Genomic DNA, 25,786 nt, shown 5'->3' on the forward strand with positions numbered 1-25,786 from the left:
CCGCGCGCGTAGCGGCACATGGTGCGCTGCGGTAGGCTTCACAGTCTTTCCCCCGACGTCCCCGCCGCCGTGTCCAGCGAAGCCGTTACCGAAATCCGCCCCTTCGAACCGCAGGCGATCGAGACCGCCGCCCAGCTCTACTGGGAGTCGACCCGCGCCTTCGAGGTGACGGAGGACTCGGGCAAGCCCAAGTACTACTGCCTGTCGATGCTGCCGTATCCGTCCGGCGCGCTGCACATGGGCCACGTGCGCAACTACACCATCGGCGACGTGATCAGCCGCTACAAGCGCATGACCGGCTACAACGTGCTGCAGCCGATGGGTTGGGACGCGTTCGGCCTGCCGGCGGAAAACGCCGCGATCAAGAACAAGACCGCGCCCGCGAAGTGGACCTACGCCAACATCGCGCACATGAAGGCGCAACTGAAGCAGATGGGCTACGCGATCGACTGGTCGCGCGAGTTCGCCACCTGCACGCCGGACTACTACGTGCACGAGCAGCGCATGTTCGTGCGCCTGATGAAGCTGGGCCTGGCCTACCGCAAGAACTCGGTGGTCAACTGGGACCCGGTCGACCAGACCGTGCTGGCCAACGAGCAGGTGATCGACGGCCGTGGCTGGCGTACCGGCGCGGTGGTGGAGAAGCGCGAGATCCCGCAGTGGTTCCTCAAGATCACCGACTACGCGCAGGAACTGCTCGACGGCCTGGACACCCTCCCGGGCTGGCCGGACGCGGTCAAGACGATGCAGCGCAACTGGATCGGCCGCTCCGAGGGGCTTGAGATCCGATTCGACGTGGTCGATGCCGATGGTCGCGCAGTGCCGCCGTTGTCGGTGTTCACCACGCGTCCGGACACCCTGATGGGTGTGACCTTCGTGTCGATCGCGGCCGAGCACCCGCTGGCGCAGGCAGCCGCGGCCAAGGATGCCGACCTCGCCGCATTCCTGCAGGACCTGAGGAAGGGTGGCGTCACCGAGGCCGAACTGGAGACGCAGGAAAAGCGCGGCATGGATACAGGCCTGCGCGCGGTGCATCCGATCACCGGCGAGCAGTTGCCGGTTTACGTCGCCAACTTCGTGCTGATGAGCTACGGCACCGGCGCGGTGATGGCGGTGCCTGGCCACGACCAGCGCGACTGGGAATTCGCCAGGCGCTACCAGTTGCCGATCAAGATGGTGATCGTGCCGATCGAGGTGCGCGACGCCATCGGCGAGATCGGACAACACATCGCCCGCCACGACGACCCGATGCGCAGCGCGCTGGGCGGCGCCGGGTCGGTCGATGTTTACGAGACCAGCGCGGCCGTGCAGGTCGTCGAGGAGTTCCAGCACCGCATCGCCGAGGAATCGGGCTACACCGAGCGCGGCTGGCTGGTGAACTCGGGCGAGTTCGACGGCATGGATTTCCAGCAGGCGTTCGATGCGCTCGCCGCGCGATTCGAGGCCGAGAACCGCGGCCAGCGCCGCGTCAATTTCCGTCTGCGCGACTGGGGTGTCAGCCGCCAGCGCTACTGGGGTTGCCCGATTCCGGTGATCCTGTGCCCGAATTGCGGCGACGTCCCGGTGCCGGAAGAGCAATTGCCGGTAGTGCTGCCCGAAGACGTGGCCTTCAGCGGCGTGGCATCGCCGATCAAGGCCGACCCGCAGTGGCGCAAGACCACCTGCCCGCAGTGCGGCATCGCGGCCGAGCGCGAGACCGACACCTTCGACACCTTCATGGAGTCGAGCTGGTACTACGCGCGCTACACCTCGCCGGGCGCGGAGCAGCAGGTCGACGAGCGCGCCAAGTACTGGACGCCGGTCGACCAGTACATCGGCGGCATCGAGCACGCGATCCTGCACCTGCTGTACTTCCGCTTCTACCACAAGCTGATGCGCGACCAGGGCCTGGTCGCATCCGACGAGCCGGCGATCAACCTGCTGACGCAGGGCATGGTCATCGCCGAGACCTTCTACCGCGAGAATGCCGACGGCTCGAAGGAGTGGATCAACCCGGCCGACGTCGAGGTGATCCGCGACGAGCGTGGTCGCATCACCGGCGCGACGCTGAGTGCCGACGGCCAGCCGGTGGTGATCGGCGGCATCGAGAAGATGGCGAAGTCGAAGAACAACGGCGTCGATCCGCAACTGATGGTCGGCAAGTTCGGCGCCGATACGGTGCGCCTGTTCTCGATGTTCGCCGCGCCGCCCGAGCAGTCGCTGGAATGGCACGAAGCCGGCGTCGAAGGCATGGCGCGCTTCCTGCGCCGCTTCTGGCGCGAAGTGATCACGCATGCCTCGCAGCCCGATCATCCGCGCGTCGATCCGTCCAAACTCGATGCCGCGCAGAAGACCATGCGCCGGCAGCTGCACGAAACCATCCAGAAGGTTGGCGACGACTACGGCCGCCGCCACAGCTTCAACACCGCGATCGCCGCGCTGATGGAACTGCTCAACCACATCGGCAAGTTCACCGACATCAGCGAGCAGGGTCGCGCGGTGCGCCACGAGACGCTCGAAGCGATGGTGCTGCTGCTCAATCCGGTCACGCCGCACGTGTGCCATGCGTTGTGGCAGGCGCTGGGCCATCGCGAGACGCTGCTCGAGGACGTGCCGTTCCCGCAGCCTGATCCGGATGCGCTGACGCGCGATGCGGTGACGCTGGCGGTGCAGGTCAATGGCAAGCTGCGCGGCACGATCGAGGTGCCCGTCAGCGTGAGTCGGGAAGACGCCGAGCGGCAGGCCCTGGCCGAGCCGAACGTGGCCAAGTACCTGGAGGGCCTGGCCGTGCGCAAGGTGATCGTGGTGCCGGGCAAGATCGTCAACATTGTTGCGGCCTGAATGCCTCGGCTTGCCGGTGGTGTCGGCCTCGTCCAGACTGCGCGCATGACCTTCCGACCGTTGCTCCGACACCCGCTGCTGCGCATGGTTCCAGTGGCTCTCGTGCTGGCCCTCTCGGCCTGCGGCTTCCACCTGCGCGAGGCGCTGGAACTGCCGCCGGACCTGGGCGCGGTGAAAGTGGTGTCGGTGGACCGCTACAGCCCGCTGGCCGAATCGCTGTCGCAGTCGCTGGCCCGCGCCGGCGTGCCGGAGGCCACCTCCGACATGGAAGAGGTGACGGTGCTGGACCTGCTGGCCGAGCGCTGGGGCGATCGCCCGATCGCGCTGGACTCACTCGGCCGCGCGCAGGAGTACAGCCTGCGCTACGCCGTGACCTTCGAGCTGCGACGGGCCGACGGCTCCACGGCGGTGCCGCGACAGACCATCGAACTGGCGCGTGACTACGTCTCCAACCCGACCAACTCCACCGGCACCGAGGGCGAGCGCGAAATCCTGCAGCGCGAGCTGCGGCGCGAGATGTCCGCCTCGGTGCTGCGTCGCCTCGGCGCGGTCGCGCGCGGCGGCGGAATCATGGGCGACGGTCCGGGCCCCGGCGAGGTTCCGGTAGCGGCCGATGCGGCCAAGGCCGCGCTGGAAGCAGCCGACGCGATGGACAATCCGCCCGCGCATGCGCCTCCTTCCGCCCCGCCTGAAGAGAAGAAGCCGCGCTGATGGAGCTCAGGCCCGAACAGCTGGTCAGCCAGCTCGGCCTCGATCAGCCCGCACCGCCGCCGCTGCGCCCTGCCTACCTGATCGCGGGCCCCGAGCCGTTGCGTGTGCTGGAGGCCGCCGACGCCGTGCGCGCTGCGGCACGCCAGCAGGGCATCAGCGAGCGCGAAGTATTCGAGGCCGAGGGCAACCAGCGCGAACCGGACTGGAATGCGCTGGAATCCAGCTTTCGCGCGCCCAGCCTGTTCGCCAGCCGGCGACTGGTCGAGCTGCGCCTGCCCAGCGGCAAGCCGGGCAAGGAAGGCGCAGAAGTCATCTCCGCGTTCTGCGCCGACCCGCCGGGCGACGTCACCCTTCTGATCACCGCCGGGGAATGGAGCAAGCAGCACGGCGGCAAATGGAGCGAAGCGATCGGCCGCATCGGCCAGATCGCCATCGCCTGGGCGATCAAACCGCACGAGTTGCCGGAATGGATCGAGCGGCGCCTGCGCGCGCGCGGCTTGCGAGCCGATCGCGACGCCGTGCAGGGCCTGGCCGAACGCGTCGATGGCAACCTGCTCGCGGCGGCACAGGAGATCGACAAGCTGGCACTGTTGTCCGACGGGTCGACGCTCGATCGCCAGGCCATGGAGGAGCTGGTGGCCGATGCCGCGCGCTTCGACGTGTTCCGCGTGATCGACGCCGCCATGAACGGGCAGGGAGCACAGGTGTCGCGCATGCTCGCCGGATTGCGTGCCGAGGGCGAGGCGGTGCCGGCGTTGCTCGGCATGGTCGTGCTCGAGTTGCAGCGCGGCGCCGCCCTGGCGCGCGTGGAGGCGCGCGGCGGCAATCTCAACGCCGAGTTCAAGGCGCAGCGCATCTGGGATTCCAAGCAGCCGATGTACCGGCGCGCTCTGCAGCGCCATGACGTACGGCGCTGGGAAGCCTTCGTGGCCCAGGCCGGGCAGGTCGACCGCATCGCCAAGGGCCGTGGGCGTCCCGGCCTGGAGCCGGGCGATCCGTGGATCGCGTTGGAGCGCCTGCTGCTTGCCGTCGCCGAACCGCGTGCCGCCCGGCTGCTCGCCGGCCCGGGTGCATGACGCTGCACGTCTACTACGGCGGTACCTTCGACCCGGTCCACAACGGCCATCTGGCGATCGCCACGGCGGTTCGCGATGCGCTGGATGCGACCGTGCGACTGCTGCCGGCCGCCGACCCGCCGCACAAGGACGCGACCCATGCCGACGCCGACCAGCGTGCACGCATGCTCGACCTGGCGGTGGCGGGTGAACGGGGCCTTGCGGTGGACCGCCGTGAGCTGCATCGGGAAGGGCCGTCATACACCGTCGATACGCTGCGCTCGCTGCGTGCCGAACTCGGCGATCAGGCGCCCATCGTCTGGATGATCGGCACCGACTCGTTGCTGCAACTGCATACCTGGAGCCGCTGGCGGGACCTGTTCACACTGGCCCATGTCCTGGCGGTGGCTCGGCCCGGAGCCCATGCGGATGCGCAATGGGTCGCGGCGAGCGCGCCAGCTGTGCATGCGCAAATCGCGCCCCGCTGGCGCGAGGCCACGACGCTGGGGGAGTCGCCCTCGGGCGGATTCGCCCTGTTCGAGGACCTGCCGTTGCGGCCGGAGTCGTCCACGGAGCTGCGCCGGCGCATGGCGGCCGGCGAGCCCTGGGATGAATGGGCGCCGCCCGCAGTGGCTGAATACATCCGCCGCCACGGCCTGTACGGCGTCCGGGCGACGCGGCATGCTTCGTTATAATCATCACGTAAACCCGCTTCGATAGCCCCAGAGTCCAGCTCCCTTGACCAGCCAAGCCCACGTCATCAAGACCCGTATGCCCAGTCCGCCCCCCGCGACGGACGTCCTCCTGAAAACAGTGCATGCCGCGGTCGAGGAGCTCAAAGCCAAGGATGTCGTCGAGATCGATGTACGGGGCAAGAGCAGCGTCACCGATTACATGGTGATCGCCTCGGGCACCTCGACCCGCCACGTCAAGTCGATCGCCGACGAAGTGGTCAAGTTCGCCAAGAACCTCGATGTCATGCCGCTGGGCGTGGAGGGCGAGCGCGAGGCCGAATGGGTGCTGGTGGACCTCGGCGACGTCGTGGTGCACGTGATGCTGCCGCGCGTGCGCGAGTTCTATGCGCTGGAGCGCTTGTGGACGGTCGGCGACCAGCCGCCGCGCGAGTACGAGGACGAAGTCGAGACCGGTGCAGAGCAGCGGTATTGACGCGCGGCTGGCACTGCGCTGATTGAAGGAACGGCGCCTTGGGCGCCGTTCGCTTTTGGGCAATTTGGTTGGACTGCTCAAGCACTCGATAACGTCATCCCAGCGAACGCAAGCTTTCGAGGCCAAGGCCAAAGCCGCTTATAGGTTCCCGCGCTCCCACGGCCCGGTGATGGCCACCGTAATCCCCGGTGTCTGGATGTTGACGAATAACGTGCGGCCTTCAGGGCTCCAGCAGGCGCCGCAGAATTCGCTGTCGCGGTAGTCGCCTTCGGCGACCTGCTTGCCCGCGTTTGCGATCCGGGTCGAGGTCAGTTCGACGTTGTTCTTCACCAGATGGAAGGGCTCGCCAGCGCGGGTCAGGCCGACCAGGCGGGTGCCTGGGCCGTACGCATCGGGACTGCCGGACGGTGCGGCGTCGGGGTCCTCGCACAGCACCACGCCACCGCGCGGGCTGACGGTGATGTTGTCGGGATTGTGTGCCGCGCTCTGGTCGCTGCTGACGAACAGCGCGCTCAGGCGCTGCGATGCAAGATCCAGCACCCACACGGCGCCGTAACCGCGGCCGCGACGGCCGCGCGCGTCGATGCCGGTGCTGGTGTCGACGATGAACATCCTGCCATCGGCATGGAAGATGCCTTCGCCACGGCTCATGCGCAGCGCGCCGTCGCTCCACGCCTGCGCGAACGGTCCGCTGAGCGTGTCGCCCGCGGAAATGTCGGGGAAACCCGTCGGAGCGAGGATCGAATCCAGGTCCGGATCGGCGATGTCGACCCATTCCAGCACGTACTCATCGCCGATCTGCGCCACGACGAGGTCGGCATTCGCACGGCCACGCACACGCGCCGCCTGCAGTCGGCCGCCATTCTCCAGCGAGCCCGGGCGGCCCGCGCGGTCGTTGGGGATGAAGCGGTACAACGCCGATTTGTTGCGGTCGTCTTCGGTCAGGTAGAGGTAGCCCGTGCGTGGATCCACCGCGACCGCCTCGTGGCTGAAGCGACCGAGCGCGACGAGCGGTCGACCGCTGGTGCGCTCGGCATCCGGATGCACCTCGAACACGTAGCCGTGCTTGCGTCCGGTGCTGGACAGCGCATCGGTCTTGATCTCCTCGCAACTCAGCCACGTGCCCCACGGTGTGCGGCCCCCGGCGCAATTGACCAGCGTGCCGCCCAGGCTGGCTTCGGCCTCGAGCCAATCGCCGTCGCGGAAATGCAGCGTCGTGGTGCCGCCGCCAGGGCGCAGCCCATCCGTGCTGATCGAACCGGCGTCATAGGTGCCGGGGGCGAGGATGGGGGCCGCACTGGCGCCGATTTCGTGGTTGCGGATCAGTGTCAGCGCGGGCCCATGTCCTTGGCCGCGGCCGTGCCGGCTCAAGCCCAGCGCCAGGCCCTGCGCCTGCATGACCGCCATGCCGTCGTGCCGCGGCGGTACGGGCTGGCCATCGGCCATGCGGTCGCCGGTCCAGGCGAACGAGCTGTAGCTGAAGCCGGCAGGCAGTTGCAGCAAGGGCAGGCCGGTGGTGCGGTCGGCGACCGGGGCTAGTGCGCCATAGCGGCTCGGAACGGGGGCGGACCAGGTCGAACCCGTGGCAGCGGCGCGTGCCTGGCGCGAGTACAGCGCACCGAGGCTACCGATCGCGCCCATCGCCATGGCGGCGGCGCTGCCCTTGAGGACCTGGCGGCGGGAGAGGTGGATTGCAGACATCTGCGGCTCCTGCTTGGCTGGGGGAGGTGAAACACCCGCGAGGCTAGGAGCGCTCGATAACCGTCGTATGACGCCGCCATGTCAGTGCGTCGGAATGTGATCGCCGCCGTGAAGTTCGGGTGACGCTATGACTCCACTAACATGACGCCATGAAGGCCAAATTGATCGCCGTGGGCGAACGCGCGCCGCGCTGGGTCGCGGAAGGATTCGCCGAATACCAGAAGCGCCTGTCGCACTGGCTTCCGTTGGAGCTGGTGGAGGTTGAGCCTGGATTGCGTGGCAAGGGACGCGATCCTGCGCGTGCAATGCAGGAGGAAGGGGCGCGGGTGTTGACGGCGCTGCCGAAGCTGCCGCATGTGATCGCTCTGGATGGACGCGGCAAGACCTGGTCGTCCGAACAGCTCGCGCAGCGTCTTGAACACTGGCGCGGACAAGGCCGCGATCTCGCCTTCCTGATCGGCGGTCCCGAAGGCCACGCGCAGGAAGTGCTGGCGCGTGCCGACGAGAGCTGGTCGCTCGGGCCGCTGACGCTGCCGCACATGCTGGTGCGGCTGGTGGCGGCAGAACAGCTGTATCGCGCGGCGGCGTTGCTGGCGAATCATCCGTATCACCGCGCTTAGGCGGGATTCTCCGCGCATTCCCCGACAAACCAGACTCACTGAACCGTCATCCCGGCGAAAGCCGGGATCCATCTTGCCGTTGCTGTTTTGCCCGACCTTGTCTTGCTTGATTGTTTTTCGGGCCGATGCAATTCCAAGCAGGCGAGGCAAAAAGCAGAGCAGATGCAAAATGGATCCCGGCTTTCGCTGGGATGACGACAGCGGGGGCGGGGGAATCGCTTGGCGACGCGGGCCGACCAGGATGAAACAGCCGAAGTTGCATCGCCCCTTCGGCTGTCCCAAGCAGAGACAGTCGCCGCTACAGCACGAACTCGATCGGCACGCGGCCTATCGCCTGCACGGCCTGTCCATCGCGCATCGCCGGACGGAACGTCCAGCGGGTCATCACCACGCGCCGCGCGGCCTGGTCGAGCATGCGGTGGCCGCTGCTTCGGACGATCGTCACCTCGATGGGCCGGCCATCGACACCCACCAGGATTTCCAACTCGACGATGCCGGTAAGACCATCCCGCACGGCCTGCGGCGGATAAGGCGGAGCCGGAGACATCAACGCCTGCAACGATGCGCCCGCCATCGGCATGCCACGGTCGAACGGTTCGACGCGGGCGAGCGAGTCGTCGGGGACTTCAGGCAATACCGGCGAAACGAGGTCATCCGCCTGCACGGGAACGATCGGATCGACCGGCGCCGTTCTGGCTTCCATGCGCTGGCGTGTCGCCGTAGTGGACCGCGGCCGGGGCTTGTCGTTGGTGAACTGCACCAGCTGCGGTCTGGGCTTCTCCCGCTGGATCCAGACCGCCTCCGTCCCGGGCTCAGGGGGCGCCAGCGGTGCCGGCGCGTTCAGCGGCACCAACAGCAGCATCAGCAGCACCGCATTGACCACGACGGTCCCGGCCTGGGCCGCGATGCGGTTGACGTCGAGCGAGGTCGCGGGGAACCGGAACACGCCGGCCTGCGGATGGGAAATCGCGTACGCCATGGGCCACCTCCTGGTTGAGCGCAGTCGAAAGGTCGGACTGCATCCAGGCGAACGCACCAGCGATGGCGACGGGGTTGATGGAAGACGCGCTGTTCCTAAAAAACGAAGGCCCGCGCATGCGGGCCTTCGTTGCATTTCCAATCCGACGGGCTTACTTGCCCAGTTCGAACACCACGTCGAGGTTGACCGACAGCGTGCTCTCGCCCGGCTCGATCGGCGGAGCCGCCGAGTCGCGCTCCATCTTCGCCATCGCCATCATCGGCATGGGCATCGGCGGACGGAACCCGCTGCCTTCGCTGATGCTGACGATGCGACGCACGCGCACGCCCAGCGTCTTGGCGTACATCTCGGCGCGGGCCTGCGCCTTCTCGACCGCGGCGCGACGCGCTTCGTCGTAGCCCGCGTCCTTCTTCTTGTCGTCGATGTCGAAGCTTGGGCCATTGATCTGGTTGGCGCCGACGGCGACCAGCGCATCGAGGATCTTGCCGAGCTTGCCGATGTCGCGGACGGTGATGTTGACCGTGTTGCTGGCCTGGTAACCAGTGATCCTGGGCGGCTGGTTTTCGGTGTAGTGGTATTGCGGGTTGAGGTTGACCCCGCTGGTCTGGACGTCGCGATCGGCGATGCCGGCGGCCTTGATCGCGGCCACGACCTTGTTCATCTGCTCGGCGTTGGCGCGCATGGCGGCGTTGGCGTCGGGGGCCTGGGTGACCACGCCGGTGGACAGCGTGGCGATGTCGGGCACGCGCTTGGCCTCGGCCTGGGCGGACACGTTGAGCAGGGTGCCGTCGGTGGGGACGTACGCGGGCACCGACTGGGCGGAGGCGGTCATGGCGGGCAGGGTTCCAAGAGCGAGTGCGGCCGCCAGGACGAGCGGGCGCACGAAGCGTGAAGAGGAAGGTGAGCGGGTCCGGCTCAGGTGCTGCATGTAGAACTCCATCGGTGGGGAAAGGGTCTTGTCGATCCGGTGAACGATTCGTGAGCCCGGTCGGGGTTACGGAGTGATCCGCGGGGCGGCGCTCAGTCAGCGCGGGTTATGCTTGCAAGAATGTTATATCTCGCCTCCCAATCTCCCCGTCGCCGCGAACTTCTGGCCCGTCTTGGCCTGGATTTCGGCGTGCTCGATCTTGACATTCCCGAGCATCGCCAACCCGGTGAGCCGGCGGAAGAATACGTGCGTCGGGTCGCCCGCGAGAAGGCCGGCGCAGGATTGCTCAAGGTGGTGGCTAACCCGTCAGCCGTAGTGCTGGGTTCCGACACCGAAGTGGTGCTCGACGATGAAGTCTTCGGCAAGCCTCGCGACGCCGACGACGCGGCTTCCATGCTCCGGCGCCTGGCCGGGCGTACGCACCTGGTGATCTCCGCCGTCTCGGCGGTGTCTGCCGGGCGCGAGGCGCAGACCGTGTCGCTGTCGGAAGTCAGTTTCGTGCCGCTGGACGATTCGCACATCGCCGCCTACATCGCCAGCGGTGAATGGCAGGGCAAGGCCGGTGCCTACGGCATCCAGGGCGCGGCGGAAGTTTTTGTCGAACGCCTGTCCGGCAGCTTCTCCGGCGTGATGGGCCTGCCGCTGCACGAGACCGCGAAGCTGCTGGAAGGATTCGGCTACGGGCCATTCCCTGTTGTGCGCGATCCCGTGGTCCGTGCCGGAGTGGCATCGTGACCGAAGAGATCCTGGTCAACGTCACACCGCGCGAGACCCGCGTGGCCGTCGTCGAGAACGGCATGCTGCAGGAGCTGCACATCGAGCGCGGCTGGCGTCGCGGCGTGGTCGGCAACATCTACAAGGGCAAGGTCCAGCGGGTGATGCCGGGCATGCAGGCCGCGTTCGTCGAGATCGGCCTGGAGCGCGCCGCGTTCCTGCACGCCGCCGATATCGTCAAGCCGGCGCAGGTGTCCGAAGGCGAGGGCGACCAGGCGCCGCTGCCGCCCACGCCCACGCGGCCCATCGGCGAACTGCTGCGCGAGGGCCAGGAAATCATCGTGCAGGTGGTCAAGGACCCGATCGGCGGCAAGGGCGCGCGCCTGACCACGCAGTTGAGCATTCCCTCGCGCTACCTGGTGCTGTTGCCGCGCACGCGCGTGGTCGGCGTGTCGGCGCGCATCGAGGACGAGGCCGAACGCGCGCGCCTGAAGAACCACGTCAGCACGCTGGCGCCCTCGGGCGAGGCGCACGGCTACATCGTGCGCACCAATGCCGAAGGCCAGCCCGAGGAAGCGCTGGCTGAGGACATCGCCTACCTCAGCCGCGCCTGGGCGCTGATCGCCGAGCGCTCGCAGAGCGCGCGCGTCGGCGAGCGCGTCTACGAGGACCTGAACCTGCCGCTGCGCGCGGTGCGCGACCTGATGCGCCGCGACGTCGAGAAAGTGCGCGTGGATTCGCGCGAGACCTGTGACCGCCTGCGCGTGTTCGCCGCCCAGTACATGCCGGGCCTGGACGAGAAGATCGAGCACTACGCTGGTGCAAGACCCATTTTCGACCTGTACGGCGTCGAGGACGAGATCCAGCGCGCGCTGGACAAGGAAGTGCCGCTGAAATCCGGCGGCTACCTGGTCATCGACCAGACCGAGGCGATGACCACCATCGACGTCAACACCGGCTCGTTCCTGGGCCAGCGCAACCTCGAGGAAACGGTGTACCGCACCAACCTCGAAGCGGCGCAGTCGGTGGCCAGGCAGCTGCGCCTGCGCAACCTCGGCGGCATCATCATCATCGACTTCATCGACATGCTCGATCCCGAGCATCGTCGCCAGGTGCTGCGCCAGCTCGAAAAATCGCTGACGCGGGACCATGCCAAGACCACCGTGTACGAATTCTCGCCGCTGGGCCTGGTGGAGATGACGCGCAAGCGCACCACCGAGAGCCTGGAGCGGCAGCTCAGCGAGCCCTGCCATGAGTGCGGCGGCCGCGGCATGCTGAAGACACCGGAAACGGTGACCTACGAGATCTTCCGCGACATCGTCCGCCAGGTGCGCCAGTTCGACGCGCAGCGCCTGCTGGTGATCGCCTCGCCGAAGGTCGTGGCGCGCATTACCGACGAGGAATCGGCCGCGGTGGCCGAGCTGGAGGAATTCCTCGGCAAGTCGATCCGCTTCCAGGCAGACGACCAGTATGCGCAGGAGCAGTTCGATGTCGTGCTGCTTTGACGCGTTCGCTGCACACTCCTGCGTGCGGGACCGGGCCAGGTTGAGGGCCGTTCTTTCCCGGCTTCGCTTCGCTGCAGCTACTTCTCACCCCAACCCTCTCCAGGGCGCAGGAACGCTGTAATGCCGACGCCTTTGCGACGTCGCATACGCCTGGCCCGCCGCGGCTTCGTCTATGGCGTGGCCGTGGCGCTGGTGTTGATCGCGGTGCTGCTCGGTGCGCTCAGCCAGGTGCTGCCGATGGCAGAGCGTCATCCGCAGCGCGTGGCCGCATGGTTGAGCCAGCGCGCGGGGCAGCCCGTCGCGTTCGATCGCATCGACACCGCCTGGACGCGCCGCGGTCCGTTGCTGCGCCTGGACAACCTGCGCATCGGCAGGGGCGCGCAGTCGTTCGTCATCGGCGACACCGAGATGCTGGTGTCGATCTATGCCGGCCTGTTGCCGGGCCATCCGTTCTCCGAACTGCGCCTGCGCGGCCTGGACCTGACGCTGCAGCGCACCGATGACGGGCGCTGGCAGGTGCGTGGCCTGCCGGGCCAGCAACAGGCGGGCGGCGATCCGATGCATGCGCTGGAGCGCCTGGGCGAGTTGCAGGTGATCGGCGGCAAGCTGGCGGTGCAGGCGCCGGCGCTGGGTATCGATGCGCGCGTGGAGAAGATCGATCTGCGCCTGCAGGTCCTGGGCGACCGTGTCCGAGCAGGCGCGCGGATCTGGGCCCGCCCGGATGCCGCCCCTCTGGATGCGGCGCTGGATTTCGATCGCAAGCGCGGCGACGGACGGGCCTACGCCGTGGCGGCGCGGGCCGATATCGCGGCATGGTCGGCGTTGACACGGATGGCCGGCGTGATCGCCGAATCCGGGCACGGACGCGCCGAAGCGTGGGCGGAACTGCGCGGGCATCGCGTCTCGCAGGTCACCACCGTGGTAGCGCTGGATGGCGTGGGCCTGCGCGGCCGCGCCGACGCTTCGTCGCGAGCGTCCGCCATCCCGCGAGTGCGATTCGAGCGCGTCGAGGCACGCGCCCGCTGGCGCCTGGTGGACGGTGGCTGGCGCTTCGATGCGCCCAGGCTGCGCATCGGCAGCGGCGCCCAGTTGCAGACGCTCGACGGCCTGATGGTCGCCGGTGGGGAGCGTTATGCGCTGCACGCCGACCGGATCGATGCGGGTCCCCTGTTCGCCGTTGCCGCGCTGAGCGATCGCATGGCCCCTGGCCTGCGTCAGTGGGTGAAGACCGCGCAGCCGCGCGCTTCGCTGCAGGACATCGACCTTGCGGGCAAGCGCGGCGGTCCGATGCGGGCCAAGGCCCGCATCGCCTCGTTCGGATTCGCGGCGGTCGGTAATTCGCCCGGCGTGCTGGGACTGGCAGGCGATCTTCAAGGCGATGCCGATGGATTCATGCTGCGCCTGGATCCCCGATCAGCGATGACCTTCAACTGGCCGCGCGGGTTCGGGGTGGCGCACACCGTCCACCTGACCGGCCTGATCAGCGGCTGGCGCGAAGGCAATGGCTGGCGCATCGGCACGCCGGCATTGCGCATAAAGAGCGACACACTCGGCGTCACCGCGCGCGGCGGCATGTGGTGGCAGGGCGACGGATCGCGTCCGTGGATGGACCTCGCCGCCGATATCGACGAAACCGCGATCCCGGTAGCCAAGGGTTTCTGGGTCCGTCACAAGATGCCCGCGTCGGTAATCAAGTGGCTGGATGACGCGCTGCTCGACGGACGGTTGCAGAACGGCCGTGCCATCGTGACGGGCGATCTCGACGACTGGCCATTCGTGGCCCACGACGGCCGCTTCGAAGCCAGCGCGCACCTGGCGGGCACGGCACTGAAGTTCCAGCCCGGCTGGCCGGCCGCGGACTCGGTTGAGGGCGATGTCCGCTTCGTCGCCGACGGTTTCGACCTCACCGGCAAAGGTCGCCTGCTCGGCGTCGAACTGCAGCAGTTGCAGGCCGGCATCGACCATTATCGCGACGGCGACCTCACCGTGAAGGCGCAGGGCGGCGGCGATGCCGCGCAACTGCTCACGCTGCTGCGGCAGAGTCCGTTGTACGCCACCTATCGCGACACCTTCGACAACCTCAGCGCACGCGGCGCGGCCAAGGTGGGTTTCGACCTCGACCTGCCGCTGCGACATGGCGAGCATCCGCGCATTGGCGGCACGGTCGAACTCAAGGATGCACGGCTGACCGAACGTCGCTGGAAGCTCGATCTCGAACGCGTCAACGGCAGCGCCGAATACTCACAGGGCGGGTTCCGCGCCGACAACCTGCGCGTGCTGCACGAAGGACGTCCCGGCGAGTTGGCGCTGCGCGCCGGCGATTTCACCCGCGACAAGAACCATGTCTTCGAAGCCGGGCTGGATGCGATGTTCGGTGCCGATGCGCTGCTCGATCGCGCCCCCGAAATGGCCTGGCTCAAGCCGCACATGGAAGGCCAGTCGTCGTGGACGGTGGGCGTGCTGATTCCCAGGCCCGCTCCCGGCAAGGAAGTCGCTGCACTGCTGCAATTGCGCTCGTCGCTGGTCGGCACCGAACTCACCCTGCCCGAACCCCTGCGCAAGCCCGCCGGGGAAGCACTGGCCACCAGCGTCGAGACGCCACTGCCGATGGGCAGCGGCGACATCCTGGTCAACCTGGGCCAGCGCATCGCCGTGCGCGCGCGCAGCGCAAACGGCCAGACCGGCGTTCGCATCGCGCTGGGCAGCGCTCGTGTCGACGAGGCCGCGCCCGCGCACGGCCTGGTGGCGACGGGCCGCGCGCAAGCACTGGATGCGATCGACTGGATCGCGTTGATGCACGGGGGCGAGGGCGATGGGCTGCCATTGCAGCGCATCGACGTTGTGGCGCAGAAGCTCAACCTGCTCGGCGGCGCCTTCGCCGATACGCGTGTGGTTGTGGTGCCGGCCTCGCGCGGCGCCACCGCCGTGCAGACCGAAGGCGAATCGCTGGAGGGCGCGCTGCTGATCCCGGCGGGCGAGGGCGCCACGATTGCCGGTCGTTTCGACCGATTCCACTGGCGGGCGCCGAGCGGCGCGGGCGCGAGCCCGGCGACCGTTACGGCGTCGACGGACAGTACCGGGGCCGCTGCACCAGCCCCCGCCGATCCGTTCAATCCGGCGAAGATTCCGCCGCTGGCCATCGACTTCACCGACCTGCGCGTGGCCGATGCCAAGCTCGGATCAGCCCGACTGCGCACGCGCCCGACGGGCAACGGCCTGCACATCGACCAGCTGCAGACGCGCGCCGACAAGCAGCGCATCGACGTCACGGGCGACTGGACCGGACGCGGCGACAGCGCCAGCACGCACATGGACATCCGCATCGCCAGCGAGGATTTCGGCGCCCTGATGGGCGGCTTCGGGATGAGCAATCGCTTGGGCGGCGGCGAAGGCACGATGCAGTTCGACGCCGGTTGGGCCGGCAGCCCGGCTTCGTTCAACCTGGCGACGCTGGAAGGCAGCCTGGTCATGGATATCCGCAACGGTCGCCTGCTGGAGGTCGAGCCCGGCGCCGGTCGCGTGCTCGGCCTGCTGAGCCTGGCCCAGCTTCCCCGTCGCCTGATGCTGGATTTCCGCGATTTCTTCTCCAAGGGTTTCGCCTTCAACCAGGCCGGCGGTCGGGTCGACTTCAGCGGCGGCATGGCCCGCACCGACCAGCTGACCATCGATGGTCCGGCGGCGGCGATCGGCATTCACGGCACCGCCAACCTGCGCGCGCAGAGTTTCGACCAGACCATCGAAGTGCGGCCCAAGGCCGGCAACCTGCTGACCGTGGCCGGCGCGATTGCCGGCGGGCCGGTCGGCGCGGCGATAGGCGCCGCCGCCAACGCGGTGCTGCAGAAGCCGCTGGGACAGATGGCCTCGCGCACCTACCGGGTCACGGGGCCATGGAAGGAGCCCAAGGTCGAGGTGATCGGCAGCGAGCAGAGCCGAGCGTCCTCGGTCCCGGACGAGCCGCCCCCGGCTGAAGCTGTCCGTTAACGCAGGCCGGCAGCCGTTGAACCGGCAGGCTATGGCCGCATCTCTGAGGGATGCGGCTGGGCCGAGCGATCCGCAGCGGCCCCTTCGGCTTCCGGCAGGCGCCCGACCCGCGCAGACGCCGTATAACGTCCCCTCACCTGAACGAAATCCTCCGATGAACCTACCGATCCAGATCGCCGAAACCCGCCTGCTGCTGCCTGCCGGGCTAGATGCCGGCGGACTCGAGCGCACCTTCGGCACGCTGCTGGGACCGGGCGTGGACTTCGGTGACCTGTACTTCCAGCACGCCCGCCGCGAGAGCTGGACGGTGGAGGACGGCATCGTCAAGGACGGTGCGCATTCGATCGAGCAGGGCGTGGGCGTGCGCGCGATCAGCGGCGAGAAGACCGGCTTTTCCTATTCCGACGAGATCAACACCGAGGCGCTGCTGGCCGCGTCGAAGTCGGCGCGTGCCATCGCCCGCGACGGCGCGACGCAATCGACGCGCTCGCTGGTGCGGGGAGGCGGCCGCAGCCTGTATCCGGCCGAGGATCCGATCGACGGCTACGGCAACGAAGCCAAGGTCGAAACGCTGCGCCGCATCGACAAGATGCTGCGCGCCGCCGATCCGCGCGTGCAGCAGGTGATGGTGAGCTTGTCCGGCGGCGTCGACACCATCCTGGTTGCGCGCAGCGACGGCGTGCTGGCGGCCGACGTGCGCCCGCTGGTGCGGTTGAACGTGCAGGTCATCGTCGAGCACAACGGCCGCCGCGAGAGCGGATACGCCGGCGGAGGCGGGCGCTACAGCTACGCCGAGCTGCTCGACGGCGACAAGCCCGAAAGACTGGCCCGCGAAGCGCTGCGCCAGGCGCTGGTGAACCTGGAAGCCATCGATGCGCCGGCCGGCGTGATGCCGGTGGTGCTCGGTAGCGGCTGGCCCGGTGTGCTGCTGCACGAGGCTGTGGGCCACGGCCTGGAGGGCGACTTCAACCGCAAGGGCACATCCACGTACGCCGGTCGCATGGGCCAGCGCGTGGCATCGCCCGGTGTCACCATCGTCGACGACGGCACGCTGCCGGGACGTCGCGGCTCGCTCAACATCGACGACGAAGGCACGCCGACGCACTGCACGACGCTGATCGAGGACGGCGTGCTGGTCGGCTACATGCAGGACACGCTCAATGCGCGCCTGATGGGCATGGCGCCGACGGGCAACGGCCGCCGCGAATCGTTCGCGCACCTGCCGATGCCGCGCATGACCAACACCTACATGCTGGCCGGTCCGCACGATCCGGAAGAGATGATCCGCTCGGTGAAGAAGGGCCTGTACGCGGTGAACTTCGGCGGCGGACAGGTCGACATCACCAGCGGCAAGTACGTGTTCTCGGCGACCGAGGCCTACCTGATCGAGGACGGGAAAATCACCGCGCCGGTCAAGGGCGCGACGCTGATCGGCAACGGCCCGGAGACGATGCAGCGGGTCAAGATGATCGGCCACGACCTCGCCCTCGACGAGGGCGTGGGCGTGTGCGGCAAGGACGGACAGAGCGTACCGGTCGGCGTCGGACAACCGTCGCTGCTGATCGACCAGATCACCGTGGGCGGCACGCAGGCGTGATCAGGCGTGCTTCGCCCGTTGAAGGGTCAGCCATGAAACTGCCCGCCGCGAAGTGCTATCCAACTAACCCCGTTCGTCCTGAGCGTAGCGGCGCAGTCGCGAAGTCGAAGGGTGGACGGACCGAGACCGTTACGGATCCGCGCCGCTCGTCCTTCGACACCGCTTCGCTGCGCTCAGGGCGAACGGTGAACAGGAGCTTCGCTTCCGGCGCCTTAATCCTGGCCTTCGTCGAGCGCGTCGTCGTCACGCTCATCGGCGACATCGTCCGCGCCGCCCGCAGCACCACCCAGCAGCATCTCGCGCAGCGCCCGGTACAGCTCGCGATAGGCGCGCGGCGGTTTGTTGCGCTTGCGTTCGTCCAGCGCACTGCGCGCCAGCTGACGCAGCTTTTGCCGGTCCGCGGTCGGGTACTCGTCGAGCAGTTCCGCGAGCGCCGCGTCGCCCTGGTCGAGCAGACGCTCGCGCCAGGTCTCGATGCGATGCATCGCCGCGACCTCGCGCCGGGCGGCATCGCCGCTTTCATCGAGCGCGTCGCGGAGGGCTTCCAGCACCTCATCGTCCTCGCGGCGCATCTGCTTGGCCAGGTACGCCAGCTGGCGCTTGTGCGCGATGTTCGCGGTGATGCGCTTGCATTCGCGGATGTGCGGCAGCAGCGAGTCGGGCACGGGCAGCTTGGCCAGCTGCGCTTCGGTCAGCGATACCAGTTTCTCGCCCAGGGCCAGCACCTCCAGCGCTTCGCGCCGGTTCTGGCTGCGGCTGGGGCTCAGGAACTCCCCGCTTTCTTCGTCTCTACCACGCATCGCAAGATTCCCGTATTTCCGATCCAGCGCAGCGAACCCGGTGTCGTGTTCGCCGCGCGGTCGTTACAAAGCCACTTTTCCCCGGGCGGCGCCCGGGGAACGACGGTACAAGGATAAGCCATTGAACGTGATCGCTCCTTCCAACGCGCCGCAATACGCGGCCTCCCTCGGTGACAGCCATGCCCGGCTGGATGCGCTGGCCGATTTGTCGCAGCGCCTGCTGGAACGCTGCCGCGCCCGCGGCGCCAGCCAGGCCGAGGTGTCCTGTTCGGAGGAATCCGGCCTCAACGTCAACGTCCGCATGGGCGAGGTCGAGACCGTCGAATCCACCCGCGACCGCGGTATCGCCGTAACGGTCTATTTCGGCCACCGCAAGGGCAGCGCCAGCACCGCCGACCTGCGCGAGGACAGCCTCGACGCCACCGTCGAGCAGGCCTGCGCGATCGCGCGCCATACCGAGGACGACGCCGCCGCGGGCCTGGCCGACGCCGCGTTGATGGCCACGGACATGCGCGAGTTCGACGCCTGGCATCCCTGGGTCATCGATGCCGACCGCGCCATCGACCTGGCCCTGGCCTGCGAGCAGGCCGGCCGCGAGTCCGATGCGCGCATCGAGAACTCCGACGGCGCCTCGGTCGGCACCGGCGAGAGCATCGGCGTCTACGCCAACTCGCACGGCTTCATCGGCCGCGAGCGCAGCACGCAGCACAGCCTGGGGTGCGCGTTGATCGCCGGACGCGGCGATGCCATGCAGCGCGATGGCTGGTACAGCATCGGACTGTCGGCGGACGATCTCGAATCGGCGGCGACGATCGGCCGCAAGGCGGCTCAACGCGCGGCATCGCGCCTGGCGCCGCGACAGATCGCCACCGGCGAGTATCCAGTGCTGTTCTCCAACGAGATGGCGCGATCGCTGATCGGCCATCTGCTTGGCGCCGTGTCGGGTGGTGCGCTCTATCGCCGCGCCAGCTTCCTGGTCGATGCGGCCGGAACCCAATTGTTCCCGGACTGGTTCGCCATCGACGAACTGCCGTTCCTGCCACGCGGCTTCCGTTCCAGTTCGTTCGACGCTGAAGGCGTGGCGACAGTCGAGTCGCCGCTGGTGAAGGACGGCGTGCTGCAGCGCTACATCCTCAGCAGCTATTCGGCGCGCAAGCTCGGCCTGACGACCACGGCCAACGCCGGCGGCGTGCACAACCTGCAGGTCGAGGCCAATGCCGGCGATTTCGAGTCCATGCTGCGTGGCATGGGCCGCGGCCTGCTGGTCACCGAACTGATGGGGCAGGGCGTCAACACCGTCACCGGCGATTACTCGCGCGGTGCGGCGGGTTTCTGGATCGAAGACGGCCGCCTCCAGTATCCGGTCGACGGCATCACCATCGCGGGCAACCTCAAGTCGATGTTCGCGGCGATCGAAGCCGTCGGCAGCGACGTCGATCCGCGTTCGCACGTGCGCACCGGTTCGATCCTGGTCGGGCGGATGACCGTGGCGGGCGAGACCTGAGAGCGCCCGGCGCTCGATGCTCGACGCGGGAGGCGCGAGCCTACAGCCCTGAAGCCGTCATCCCAGCGAAAGCTGGGATCCATTTTGATTTTGCTCTTCCCCGGCCAAGGCAACTGCAAGTGGATCCCTGCTTTCGCTGGGATGACGCCAAAATGGACACCCAACCGGCTTCACTTGACCCGGTCATCTTTGCGGCCGAGAGTGTCCTGAAACCTTCCAAGGAAGTCGTCATGAGCGAAATCAACCAGGCACCCGACAGCGGCACCGCAAGCGGTGTCCCGGCCGATCAGCGGCAATGGGCGATGTTCGCGCACTTGTCGGCCATCGTCGGCGCCCTGCTGACGTCCGGCGTCGGCGGCTGGGGCACGTTCCTCGGCCCGCTGATCATCTGGCTGGTCAAGAAGGAGACCATGCCGTTCGTCGACGACCAGGCCAAGGAAGCGCTCAACTTCAACATCACCGTCGCGATCGTGTTCTTCGCATTGTGGGTGCTGGTGTTCATCACGCTTGGCATCGGTTTCCTGATTGCAATCCCGGCCTGGTGCGTCGTCGGCATTGCATGGCTGGTGTTCGCGATCATCGCGGCGGTCAAGGCCAACGACGGCATCAGCTACCGTTATCCATTCACGCTGCGACTGGTGAAGTAGGGCGACCTGCGGGCCGGCTGGAGTCTTTCCGCCGGCTCGCTCCCTTCGGTTTTCAGCACGTCTCAATCGTTCGCCCTGAGCGTAGCGACGCAGTCGCGAAGTCGAAGGGCTGATGACGGGCGAGTCTGCTGGCCGCCCGACCTTCGACTTCGGCCTGGCGGCCTACGCTCAGGACGAACGAGGAGAGGGCTGTCGAAAGGAGCAAAGCGAACTGCAGCGCGCCAGCGCTGACAGGTATCAGCGGTCGCGCTCGATCGCCATGCGGCCAAGCGCAGCCAACGCGCCGGCACGTTCGCCGAACGGGGCGATGGCGTCCGACATCGCCGTGCGCAGTTCCTCAAGGCGGGCGTGCGAGGCCGCCAGTCCGATCAACGCCGGAAACGTCGCCTTGTCCTGCGCCTGGTCCTTGCCCGCGGTCTTGCCGAGCGTGGCGCTGTCGCCCTCGATGTCGAGGATGTCGTCGCGCACCTGGAAGGCCAAGCCCAGTGCCGCGGCGTAGCGGTCCAGACGCTGCAGGTCGTCGTCGCCGGCATGGCCGCACAGCGCGCCCATGCGCACCGCGGCGCGGATCAGCGCGCCGGTCTTGAGCGCATGGAGGCGTTCGAGACCAGCGACGGGCAGCGCGCTGCCGTTGCCGGTCGCCGCCAGGTCCAGCGCCTGTCCGCCGCACATGCCCGCGGCGCCGGAGGCCACGGCCAGCGTTCGCAACAGTGCGACGCGGGTGGCGTCGTCGACCTTCGTGCCGGCCAGCACCTCGAAAGCGAGGGACTGCAGCGCATCGCCGGCCAGGATGGCGGTGGCTTCGTCGAACGCGACATGCACGGTCGGCTGGCCGCGACGCAGGGCGTCGTCGTCCATGGCCGGCAGGTCGTCGTGGACCAGCGAGTAGGCGTGGATCAGTTCGACCGCGCTCGCGGGCGCGTCCAGAACGTCGTCATCGACGCCGAACAGATGTCCCGCGGCATGCACCAGCAGTGGCCGCATCCGCTTGCCGCCGAGCAGCACGGCGTGGCGCATCGCGGCGTGCAGCGCCTGCGGCGAGGATTGCGGATCGGGCAGGGCCTGCGCGAGTGCTGAGTCGGCGCGCTCGCGCCAGCCAGACAGAAGGTGACCGGCCTGGACTTGACCCGTCAAAACCGGGTCAGACATCGCCGGGCGTTTGCGGCGGCAGCGCGGTGAATGGCTCGGCGCTGGCCGGTTCCTGCGGATCGCTGAGCAGGCGCACGCGCAGTTCGGCCTGCTCCAGCGCGGTCTGGCAGCGGCGGTACAGGCCTACGCCGCGTTCGTAGGCGGCCAGCGATTCCTCCAGGCTCATCTCGCCGTGCTCCATCTTCTCGACGAGCTGTTCGAGCGCGTCCAGCGACCGTTCGAAATCGGCGACCGGAGAGGGTTCGTTGTCGGGCTTGCGTGGCATGCGCGAAGTTTGCGACCCCATCGGCAGGCGGTCAATCGCTGGCAGCCTTCAATCGTCGGTGTAGGCGGTTTGAGACGATGGCCGGCGGATGCGACGGCCTATTGCTCGTCCCAGCGCAGCCAGGCTCCGCATTCGCGCAACCAGGCATCGAAATCGGCCGAGTAAGCCAGGTCGGCGACGGCGAGCAGGCGGCCGTCGGCATCGGACAGCAGCGGCATGCGCTCGCGCACCCACGGCGGCACGCCGAGGTCCTGCAGCACGTGCTTGAGCGAGTGCGAATGGGAACGCCCCGACAACACGATGCGTTCGCCGCCCTGGCGCGCGCCGACGATCACGTCCGCGCCGAATCCGCCGATGCCTTCGAGCCTCAACAGCCCGCCGAGAGGCAAGGCTAACGGTGTACGGCCGTCCCAGGCGCAGCGCCAGTCCGTCGGCAACGGCGGTCGCGCCGGCCCGGCGTGCAGCAGGTCGCGCCAACTGCGCACGACCGCCCCGTGCCAGGAGAACTCGGCCTCGGCATCGGCGCGGGCGCCGAGCACGTCGGCTTCGATCTGCGCGATGGCGTGTGCGGGGAGCGGCGGCAGGCCGAGGCGTGCCGTCCAGGTCCTCAGCACGCGGGCACGGCGCGGGGCAGGCAGTGCGGACAGGCGGCTGCGCACCAGGCAGTTCGGATCCGCCGTGCTGACATCGGCGAGCGCCGCGAGATCGGATTCGGCGAGCAGGTCGCCGGCATCGGCGCAGCGCGTGGCCGATTGCGCCAGTGCAGAATGCGCATGCGGCCAGCGCTGCCGTAGCAGCGGCATCACCTGCTGGCGCAGGAAGTTGCGGTCGTACGCGGTATCGGCATTGCTGGGGTCATCGATCCAACGCAGGCCATGCGCATTGGCGTACGCGGCCAGCGTGTCGCGCCCCTGATCGAGCAGAGGGCGCCAGAGGCGTCCATGGCCAAACCCGCGCCAGCGACGCATCGCCGCCAGGCCTTCCGGACCTGACGCGCGCAACGCGCGCAGCAGCAATGTCTCGGCCTGGTCGTCGCGGTGATGCGCCAGTGCCAGCACTTCGTCCGGCGCGAGCGTCGCCTCGAACGCGGCATGGCGCGCCGCGCGCGCGGCCGCCTCGAGGCCCTGTCCGTTGCGTTCGACGCTCACCTTCATCACGGTCAGCGGAACATCCAGCATCTCGCAGGTCCGCCTGCAATGCTCCGCCCACGCATCGGCCTGGGGATGCAGGCCGTGGTGCACGTGCACCGCCCGCAATCCCTGCGCGACGCCGTCGCTCGCCAGAAGATGCAGGAGGACCGTCGAATCCAGGCCGCCGCTGAATCCCGCGCACACCGGCGCATCGGGCCGGTCGTGGAGGGCGTGGGACAGTCCGGTGGCGTCGACGGTAGCCATGCGCTGATGGTGCCACGGCCATGGAATGCAGCAACCCATTGGTGAGGCTGCGTTGGTGTGATCGGCGCCTCATTATGGATACGTCATCACAAGAGACTCACGCCGTGGCCCGGCTTTTCGACCCTCTACAACAGCGTTCGCTGACCCTGCGCAACCGACTGGTGGTTTCGCCGATGTGCCAATACTCGGCGGTCGATGGCGTGCCCAACGACTGGCATCTCGTGCATCTGGGCAGCCGCGCCGTCGGTGGCGCCGCGGTGGTCATTGCCGAGGCCAGCGCCGTCACCGCGCAAGGGCGTATTTCGCCAGCCGATACCGGCCTGTGGAACGACCATCAGGCTGAGGCCTGGGCGCGCATCACCTGCTTCATGTCACGTCAGGGGGCGATTCCCGGTGTGCAGTTGGCGCATGCCGGGCGCAAGGCCAGTACCGCGCCGCCGTGGCTGGGCGGAGCCGCGGTTTCCCCGGAGGAAGGCGGCTGGACGCCGGTGGCGCCGTCGGCGCTGGTCTTCAGCGAGACTTCGCCGCTTCCGCATGCGCTCGACGACATCGAGCTGCGCAATGTCATCGACGACTTCGCCAGCGCCGCATGGCGCGCGCTGGCGGCCGGATTTCGCGTGATCGAGCTGCATGCCGCGCATGGCTATCTGCTGCACCAGTTCCTGTCGCCGCTGTCGAACCGTCGCACCGACGCCTTCGGCGGCAGCTTCGACAATCGCATGCGGCTGTTGCTGGAGGTGATCGACGCGGTTCGCAAGGTCTGGCCCGAGCGCCTGCCGCTATGGCTGCGCGTGTCGGCGACCGACTGGGTGGAAGGCGGCTGGGATCTGGAGCAGAGCATCGAGCTGGCGCGCATCGTCGCCACGCGCGGAGTCGACCTGATCGACGTATCCAGCGGCGGCCTCGTGCCCGGCGCGAAGATTCCGGTGCAGCCGGGTTACCAGGTGCCTTTTTCCGCGCGCATCCGCCGCGAGGGCGGCATCGCCACCGGCGCCGTCGGTCTGATCACCGAGCCGCATCACGCGCAGGCGGTGATCGATCGCGACGAAGCGGACGTGGTGCTGCTTGCGCGCGAATTGCTGCGCGATCCGTATTTCCCGCGCCGCGCAGCACAGGAACTGGAGGGCGAGCTGCACGCGCCCGAGCAATACCTGCGCGCGTGGTGATGTGCTCTCAGCCCTCTCCCGCCTGCGGGAGAGGGGTTGGGCTTACGCCGCCTCGTACGCGCCGTAACTGCGCAGCCTGCGGTAGCGGCGATCCAGCAGATCCTCGGTGGACAGCGCATCCAGCGCCGCCAGCTCGTTGAGCAGCACGGCCTTCAGGCGCGTGCCCATCTGCTTGGGATTGCGGTGCGCGCCGCCGATAGGCTCGCGCACGAGCTTGTCGACCAGGCCCAGTTCGAGCAGGCGCTTGGCGGTCAGGCCGAGTTGCTCGGCGGCGTCCTTGGCCTTGTCCGAGGACTTCCACAGGATCGAGGCGCAGCCTTCCGGCGAGATCACCGAATAGGTGCTGTATTCGAGCATCAGCGTGCGGTCGCCCACGCCGATCGCCAGCGCGCCGCCGGAGCCGCCTTCGCCGATCACGGTGCAGATCACCGGGATTTTCAGCTCGCTCATTTCCAGCAGGTTGCGAGCGATCGCCTCGGACTGGCCGCGTTCCTCGGCGCCAACGCCCGGATAGGCGCCTGGCGTGTCGATGAAGGTCAGCAGCGGCAGCTTGAAACGCTCGGCCAGCTTCATCAGGCGCAGCGCCTTGCGGTAGCCCTCCGGACGCGGCATGCCGAAGTTGCGCTTGATCTTGCTCTTGGTATCGCGGCCCTTTTGATGGCCGATGATGACCACACTGCGGCCGTTGATGCGGCCCAGTCCGCCGACGATGGCGGCGTCGTCGGAGAACGCGCGGTCGCCGGCCAACTCCTGGAACTCGTCGCAGATGATGCGGATGTAGTCGAGCGTGTACGGACGCGCCGGGTGGCGCGCCAGCTGCGAGACCTGCCAGGGGCTGAGGTCGCGGAAGATCTGGGCGGTGCGTATGCGCAGCTTGTCCTGCAGCGCGTGCACTTCGGCGTCCACGTCCACGGCCGGCGCGTTGCTGGCATGGCGCAGTTCCTGGATCTTGGCTTCCAGGTCGGCGATGGGCTGCTCGAAATCGAGGTAGTTCGGATTCATGCGGGGGCCAAGGGCCGTAAAAGGCACAGTCTAGCCGAGGCAAGGCAACCGTACCGAGACGTGTGGCAATTGTGCCCGATC

General features: G+C 68.1%; 21 protein-coding genes. 13 read left to right on the forward strand and 8 right to left on the reverse strand.

All coding sequences use genetic code 11. From position 1 onward, the window contains the following. Positions 1 to 18 precede the first annotated feature (18 nt). Genes leuS through rsfS form a run of 5 tightly spaced genes read left to right on the forward strand, consistent with a single transcriptional unit; the run spans position 19 to position 5,753 of the window. The gene (gene leuS, locus J2X06_RS05890) at positions 19 to 2,820 is read left to right on the forward strand and encodes a leucine--tRNA ligase (RefSeq protein WP_430539502.1); all 2,802 of its coding nucleotides are present in this window, start codon (positions 19 to 21) and stop codon (positions 2,818 to 2,820) included. Between the two features lie 45 nt (positions 2,821 to 2,865). Next, entirely contained in the window at positions 2,866 to 3,531 is a 666-nt protein-coding gene (gene lptE, locus J2X06_RS05895; RefSeq protein ID WP_310059543.1) for an LPS assembly lipoprotein LptE, read from the forward strand. Further along, the gene (gene holA, locus J2X06_RS05900) at positions 3,531 to 4,607 is read left to right on the forward strand and encodes a DNA polymerase III subunit delta (protein ID WP_310059545.1); all 1,077 of its coding nucleotides are present in this window, start codon (positions 3,531 to 3,533) and stop codon (positions 4,605 to 4,607) included. Before lptE ends, holA begins: the two co-directional genes overlap by 1 nt. Further along, a complete protein-coding gene (nadD, locus tag J2X06_RS05905) occupies positions 4,604 to 5,281 on the forward strand; it encodes a nicotinate-nucleotide adenylyltransferase (protein WP_310059548.1) in 678 nt (225 codons plus the stop codon). Before holA ends, nadD begins: the two co-directional genes overlap by 4 nt. A gap of 43 nt (positions 5,282 to 5,324) precedes the next feature. After that, entirely contained in the window at positions 5,325 to 5,753 is a 429-nt protein-coding gene (rsfS, locus tag J2X06_RS05910) for a ribosome silencing factor (protein WP_310059551.1), read from the forward strand. A 138-nt stretch (positions 5,754 to 5,891) separates the two neighbouring features. On the opposite strand, the gene J2X06_RS05915 is transcribed toward rsfS, so the two are convergent. Continuing rightward, positions 5,892 to 7,454 carry an alkaline phosphatase PhoX gene (locus tag J2X06_RS05915; protein WP_310059554.1) on the reverse strand — a complete coding sequence of 521 codons (1,563 nt, stop codon included), beginning with the start codon at positions 7,452 to 7,454 and terminating at the stop codon, positions 5,892 to 5,894. A gap of 149 nt (positions 7,455 to 7,603) precedes the next feature. Between J2X06_RS05915 and rlmH the strand changes: the two genes are divergently transcribed. Continuing rightward, positions 7,604 to 8,074: a 23S rRNA (pseudouridine(1915)-N(3))-methyltransferase RlmH gene (rlmH, locus tag J2X06_RS05920; RefSeq protein WP_310059557.1), complete on the forward strand. Its 471-nt coding sequence runs from the start codon at positions 7,604 to 7,606 to the stop codon at positions 8,072 to 8,074. Between the two features lie 298 nt (positions 8,075 to 8,372). Here the strand turns inward: rlmH and J2X06_RS05925 are convergent, their stop codons facing one another. After that, entirely contained in the window at positions 8,373 to 9,053 is a 681-nt protein-coding gene (locus J2X06_RS05925; RefSeq protein WP_310059561.1) for an energy transducer TonB, read from the reverse strand. Between the two features lie 151 nt (positions 9,054 to 9,204). After that, positions 9,205 to 9,981 carry an SIMPL domain-containing protein gene (locus J2X06_RS05930; protein ID WP_310059564.1) on the reverse strand — a complete coding sequence of 259 codons (777 nt, stop codon included), beginning with the start codon at positions 9,979 to 9,981 and terminating at the stop codon, positions 9,205 to 9,207. Positions 9,982 to 10,101: 120 nt separating this feature from the next. Between J2X06_RS05930 and J2X06_RS05935 the strand changes: the two genes are divergently transcribed. The 4 genes from J2X06_RS05935 (at position 10,102) to tldD (ending at position 17,778) form a co-directional block, all read left to right on the forward strand. Continuing rightward, on the forward strand, positions 10,102 to 10,716 hold the full coding sequence (locus J2X06_RS05935; RefSeq protein WP_310059567.1) for a Maf family protein: 615 nt from the start codon (positions 10,102 to 10,104) through the stop codon (positions 10,714 to 10,716). Beyond that, positions 10,713 to 12,200: a ribonuclease G gene (gene rng / locus J2X06_RS05940; RefSeq protein ID WP_310059568.1), complete on the forward strand. Its 1,488-nt coding sequence runs from the start codon at positions 10,713 to 10,715 to the stop codon at positions 12,198 to 12,200. The genes J2X06_RS05935 and rng overlap by 4 nt, the downstream gene beginning before the upstream one ends. Before the next feature lie 120 nt (positions 12,201 to 12,320). Next, positions 12,321 to 16,181: a YhdP family protein gene (locus tag J2X06_RS05945; RefSeq protein ID WP_310059570.1), complete on the forward strand. Its 3,861-nt coding sequence runs from the start codon at positions 12,321 to 12,323 to the stop codon at positions 16,179 to 16,181. A gap of 154 nt (positions 16,182 to 16,335) precedes the next feature. Next, entirely contained in the window at positions 16,336 to 17,778 is a 1,443-nt protein-coding gene (gene tldD / locus J2X06_RS05950; RefSeq protein ID WP_310059573.1) for a metalloprotease TldD, read from the forward strand. A gap of 212 nt (positions 17,779 to 17,990) precedes the next feature. Here tldD and yjgA read toward each other — a convergent pair whose 3' ends face one another. Then, complete coding sequence (gene yjgA, locus J2X06_RS05955; RefSeq protein ID WP_310059576.1) at positions 17,991 to 18,578, reverse strand: ribosome biogenesis factor YjgA; 588 nt, start codon at positions 18,576 to 18,578, stop codon at positions 17,991 to 17,993. 121 nt (positions 18,579 to 18,699) lie between these two features. On the opposite strand from yjgA, the gene pmbA reads away from it, so the two are divergent. Then, positions 18,700 to 20,082, forward strand: coding sequence for a metalloprotease PmbA (gene pmbA / locus J2X06_RS05960; RefSeq protein ID WP_430539503.1), 1,383 nt, complete (start codon positions 18,700 to 18,702; stop codon positions 20,080 to 20,082). Positions 20,083 to 20,312: 230 nt separating this feature from the next. Beyond that, a complete protein-coding gene (locus J2X06_RS05965; RefSeq protein WP_310059579.1) occupies positions 20,313 to 20,729 on the forward strand; it encodes a DUF4870 domain-containing protein in 417 nt (138 codons plus the stop codon). 237 nt (positions 20,730 to 20,966) lie between these two features. On the opposite strand, the gene J2X06_RS05970 is transcribed toward J2X06_RS05965, so the two are convergent. From J2X06_RS05970 to tilS, 3 genes are all read right to left on the reverse strand, one after another. Further along, complete coding sequence (locus J2X06_RS05970) at positions 20,967 to 21,863, reverse strand: polyprenyl synthetase family protein (RefSeq protein WP_430539504.1); 897 nt, start codon at positions 21,861 to 21,863, stop codon at positions 20,967 to 20,969. Positions 21,864 to 21,870: 7 nt separating this feature from the next. Further along, a complete protein-coding gene (locus tag J2X06_RS05975; RefSeq protein ID WP_310059582.1) occupies positions 21,871 to 22,143 on the reverse strand; it encodes an exodeoxyribonuclease VII small subunit in 273 nt (90 codons plus the stop codon). A gap of 98 nt (positions 22,144 to 22,241) precedes the next feature. Next, complete coding sequence (gene tilS / locus J2X06_RS05980) at positions 22,242 to 23,537, reverse strand: tRNA lysidine(34) synthetase TilS (protein WP_310059585.1); 1,296 nt, start codon at positions 23,535 to 23,537, stop codon at positions 22,242 to 22,244. A gap of 74 nt (positions 23,538 to 23,611) precedes the next feature. Between tilS and J2X06_RS05985 the strand changes: the two genes are divergently transcribed. Next, positions 23,612 to 24,703, forward strand: coding sequence for an NADH:flavin oxidoreductase/NADH oxidase (locus J2X06_RS05985; RefSeq protein WP_430539505.1), 1,092 nt, complete (start codon positions 23,612 to 23,614; stop codon positions 24,701 to 24,703). 42 nt (positions 24,704 to 24,745) lie between these two features. Here J2X06_RS05985 and J2X06_RS05990 read toward each other — a convergent pair whose 3' ends face one another. Continuing rightward, a complete protein-coding gene (locus tag J2X06_RS05990) occupies positions 24,746 to 25,705 on the reverse strand; it encodes an acetyl-CoA carboxylase carboxyltransferase subunit alpha (RefSeq protein WP_310059591.1) in 960 nt (319 codons plus the stop codon). Positions 25,706 to 25,786 lie beyond the last annotated feature (81 nt).

It is taken from the genome of Lysobacter niastensis, from assembly GCF_031457115.1.
GTDB classification, from domain to species: domain Bacteria; phylum Pseudomonadota; class Gammaproteobacteria; order Xanthomonadales; family Xanthomonadaceae; genus Lysobacter_J; species Lysobacter_J niastensis_A.

Excerpts from the sequence above, each read along its gene's own strand:
- leuS (WP_430539502.1), top strand. The coding sequence starts at position 19 with ATGGTGCGCTGCGGTAGGCTTCACAGTCTTTCCCCCGACGTCCCCGCC.
- lptE (WP_310059543.1), top strand. The coding sequence starts at position 2,866 with ATGACCTTCCGACCGTTGCTCCGACACCCGCTGCTGCGCATGGTTCCA.
- holA (WP_310059545.1), top strand. The coding sequence starts at position 3,531 with ATGGAGCTCAGGCCCGAACAGCTGGTCAGCCAGCTCGGCCTCGATCAG.
- nadD (WP_310059548.1), top strand. The coding sequence starts at position 4,604 with ATGACGCTGCACGTCTACTACGGCGGTACCTTCGACCCGGTCCACAAC.
- J2X06_RS05915 (WP_310059554.1), bottom strand. The coding sequence starts at position 7,454 with ATGTCTGCAATCCACCTCTCCCGCCGCCAGGTCCTCAAGGGCAGCGCC.
- rlmH (WP_310059557.1), top strand. The coding sequence starts at position 7,604 with ATGAAGGCCAAATTGATCGCCGTGGGCGAACGCGCGCCGCGCTGGGTC.
- J2X06_RS05925 (WP_310059561.1), bottom strand. The coding sequence starts at position 9,053 with ATGGCGTACGCGATTTCCCATCCGCAGGCCGGCGTGTTCCGGTTCCCC.
- J2X06_RS05930 (WP_310059564.1), bottom strand. The coding sequence starts at position 9,981 with ATGCAGCACCTGAGCCGGACCCGCTCACCTTCCTCTTCACGCTTCGTG.
- J2X06_RS05935 (WP_310059567.1), top strand. The coding sequence starts at position 10,102 with ATGTTATATCTCGCCTCCCAATCTCCCCGTCGCCGCGAACTTCTGGCC.
- J2X06_RS05945 (WP_310059570.1), top strand. The coding sequence starts at position 12,321 with ATGCCGACGCCTTTGCGACGTCGCATACGCCTGGCCCGCCGCGGCTTC.
- tldD (WP_310059573.1), top strand. The coding sequence starts at position 16,336 with ATGAACCTACCGATCCAGATCGCCGAAACCCGCCTGCTGCTGCCTGCC.
- yjgA (WP_310059576.1), bottom strand. The coding sequence starts at position 18,578 with ATGCGTGGTAGAGACGAAGAAAGCGGGGAGTTCCTGAGCCCCAGCCGC.
- J2X06_RS05965 (WP_310059579.1), top strand. The coding sequence starts at position 20,313 with ATGAGCGAAATCAACCAGGCACCCGACAGCGGCACCGCAAGCGGTGTC.
- J2X06_RS05975 (WP_310059582.1), bottom strand. The coding sequence starts at position 22,143 with ATGCCACGCAAGCCCGACAACGAACCCTCTCCGGTCGCCGATTTCGAA.
- tilS (WP_310059585.1), bottom strand. The coding sequence starts at position 23,537 with ATGGCTACCGTCGACGCCACCGGACTGTCCCACGCCCTCCACGACCGG.
- J2X06_RS05985 (WP_430539505.1), top strand. The coding sequence starts at position 23,612 with ATGGATACGTCATCACAAGAGACTCACGCCGTGGCCCGGCTTTTCGAC.
- J2X06_RS05990 (WP_310059591.1), bottom strand. The coding sequence starts at position 25,705 with ATGAATCCGAACTACCTCGATTTCGAGCAGCCCATCGCCGACCTGGAA.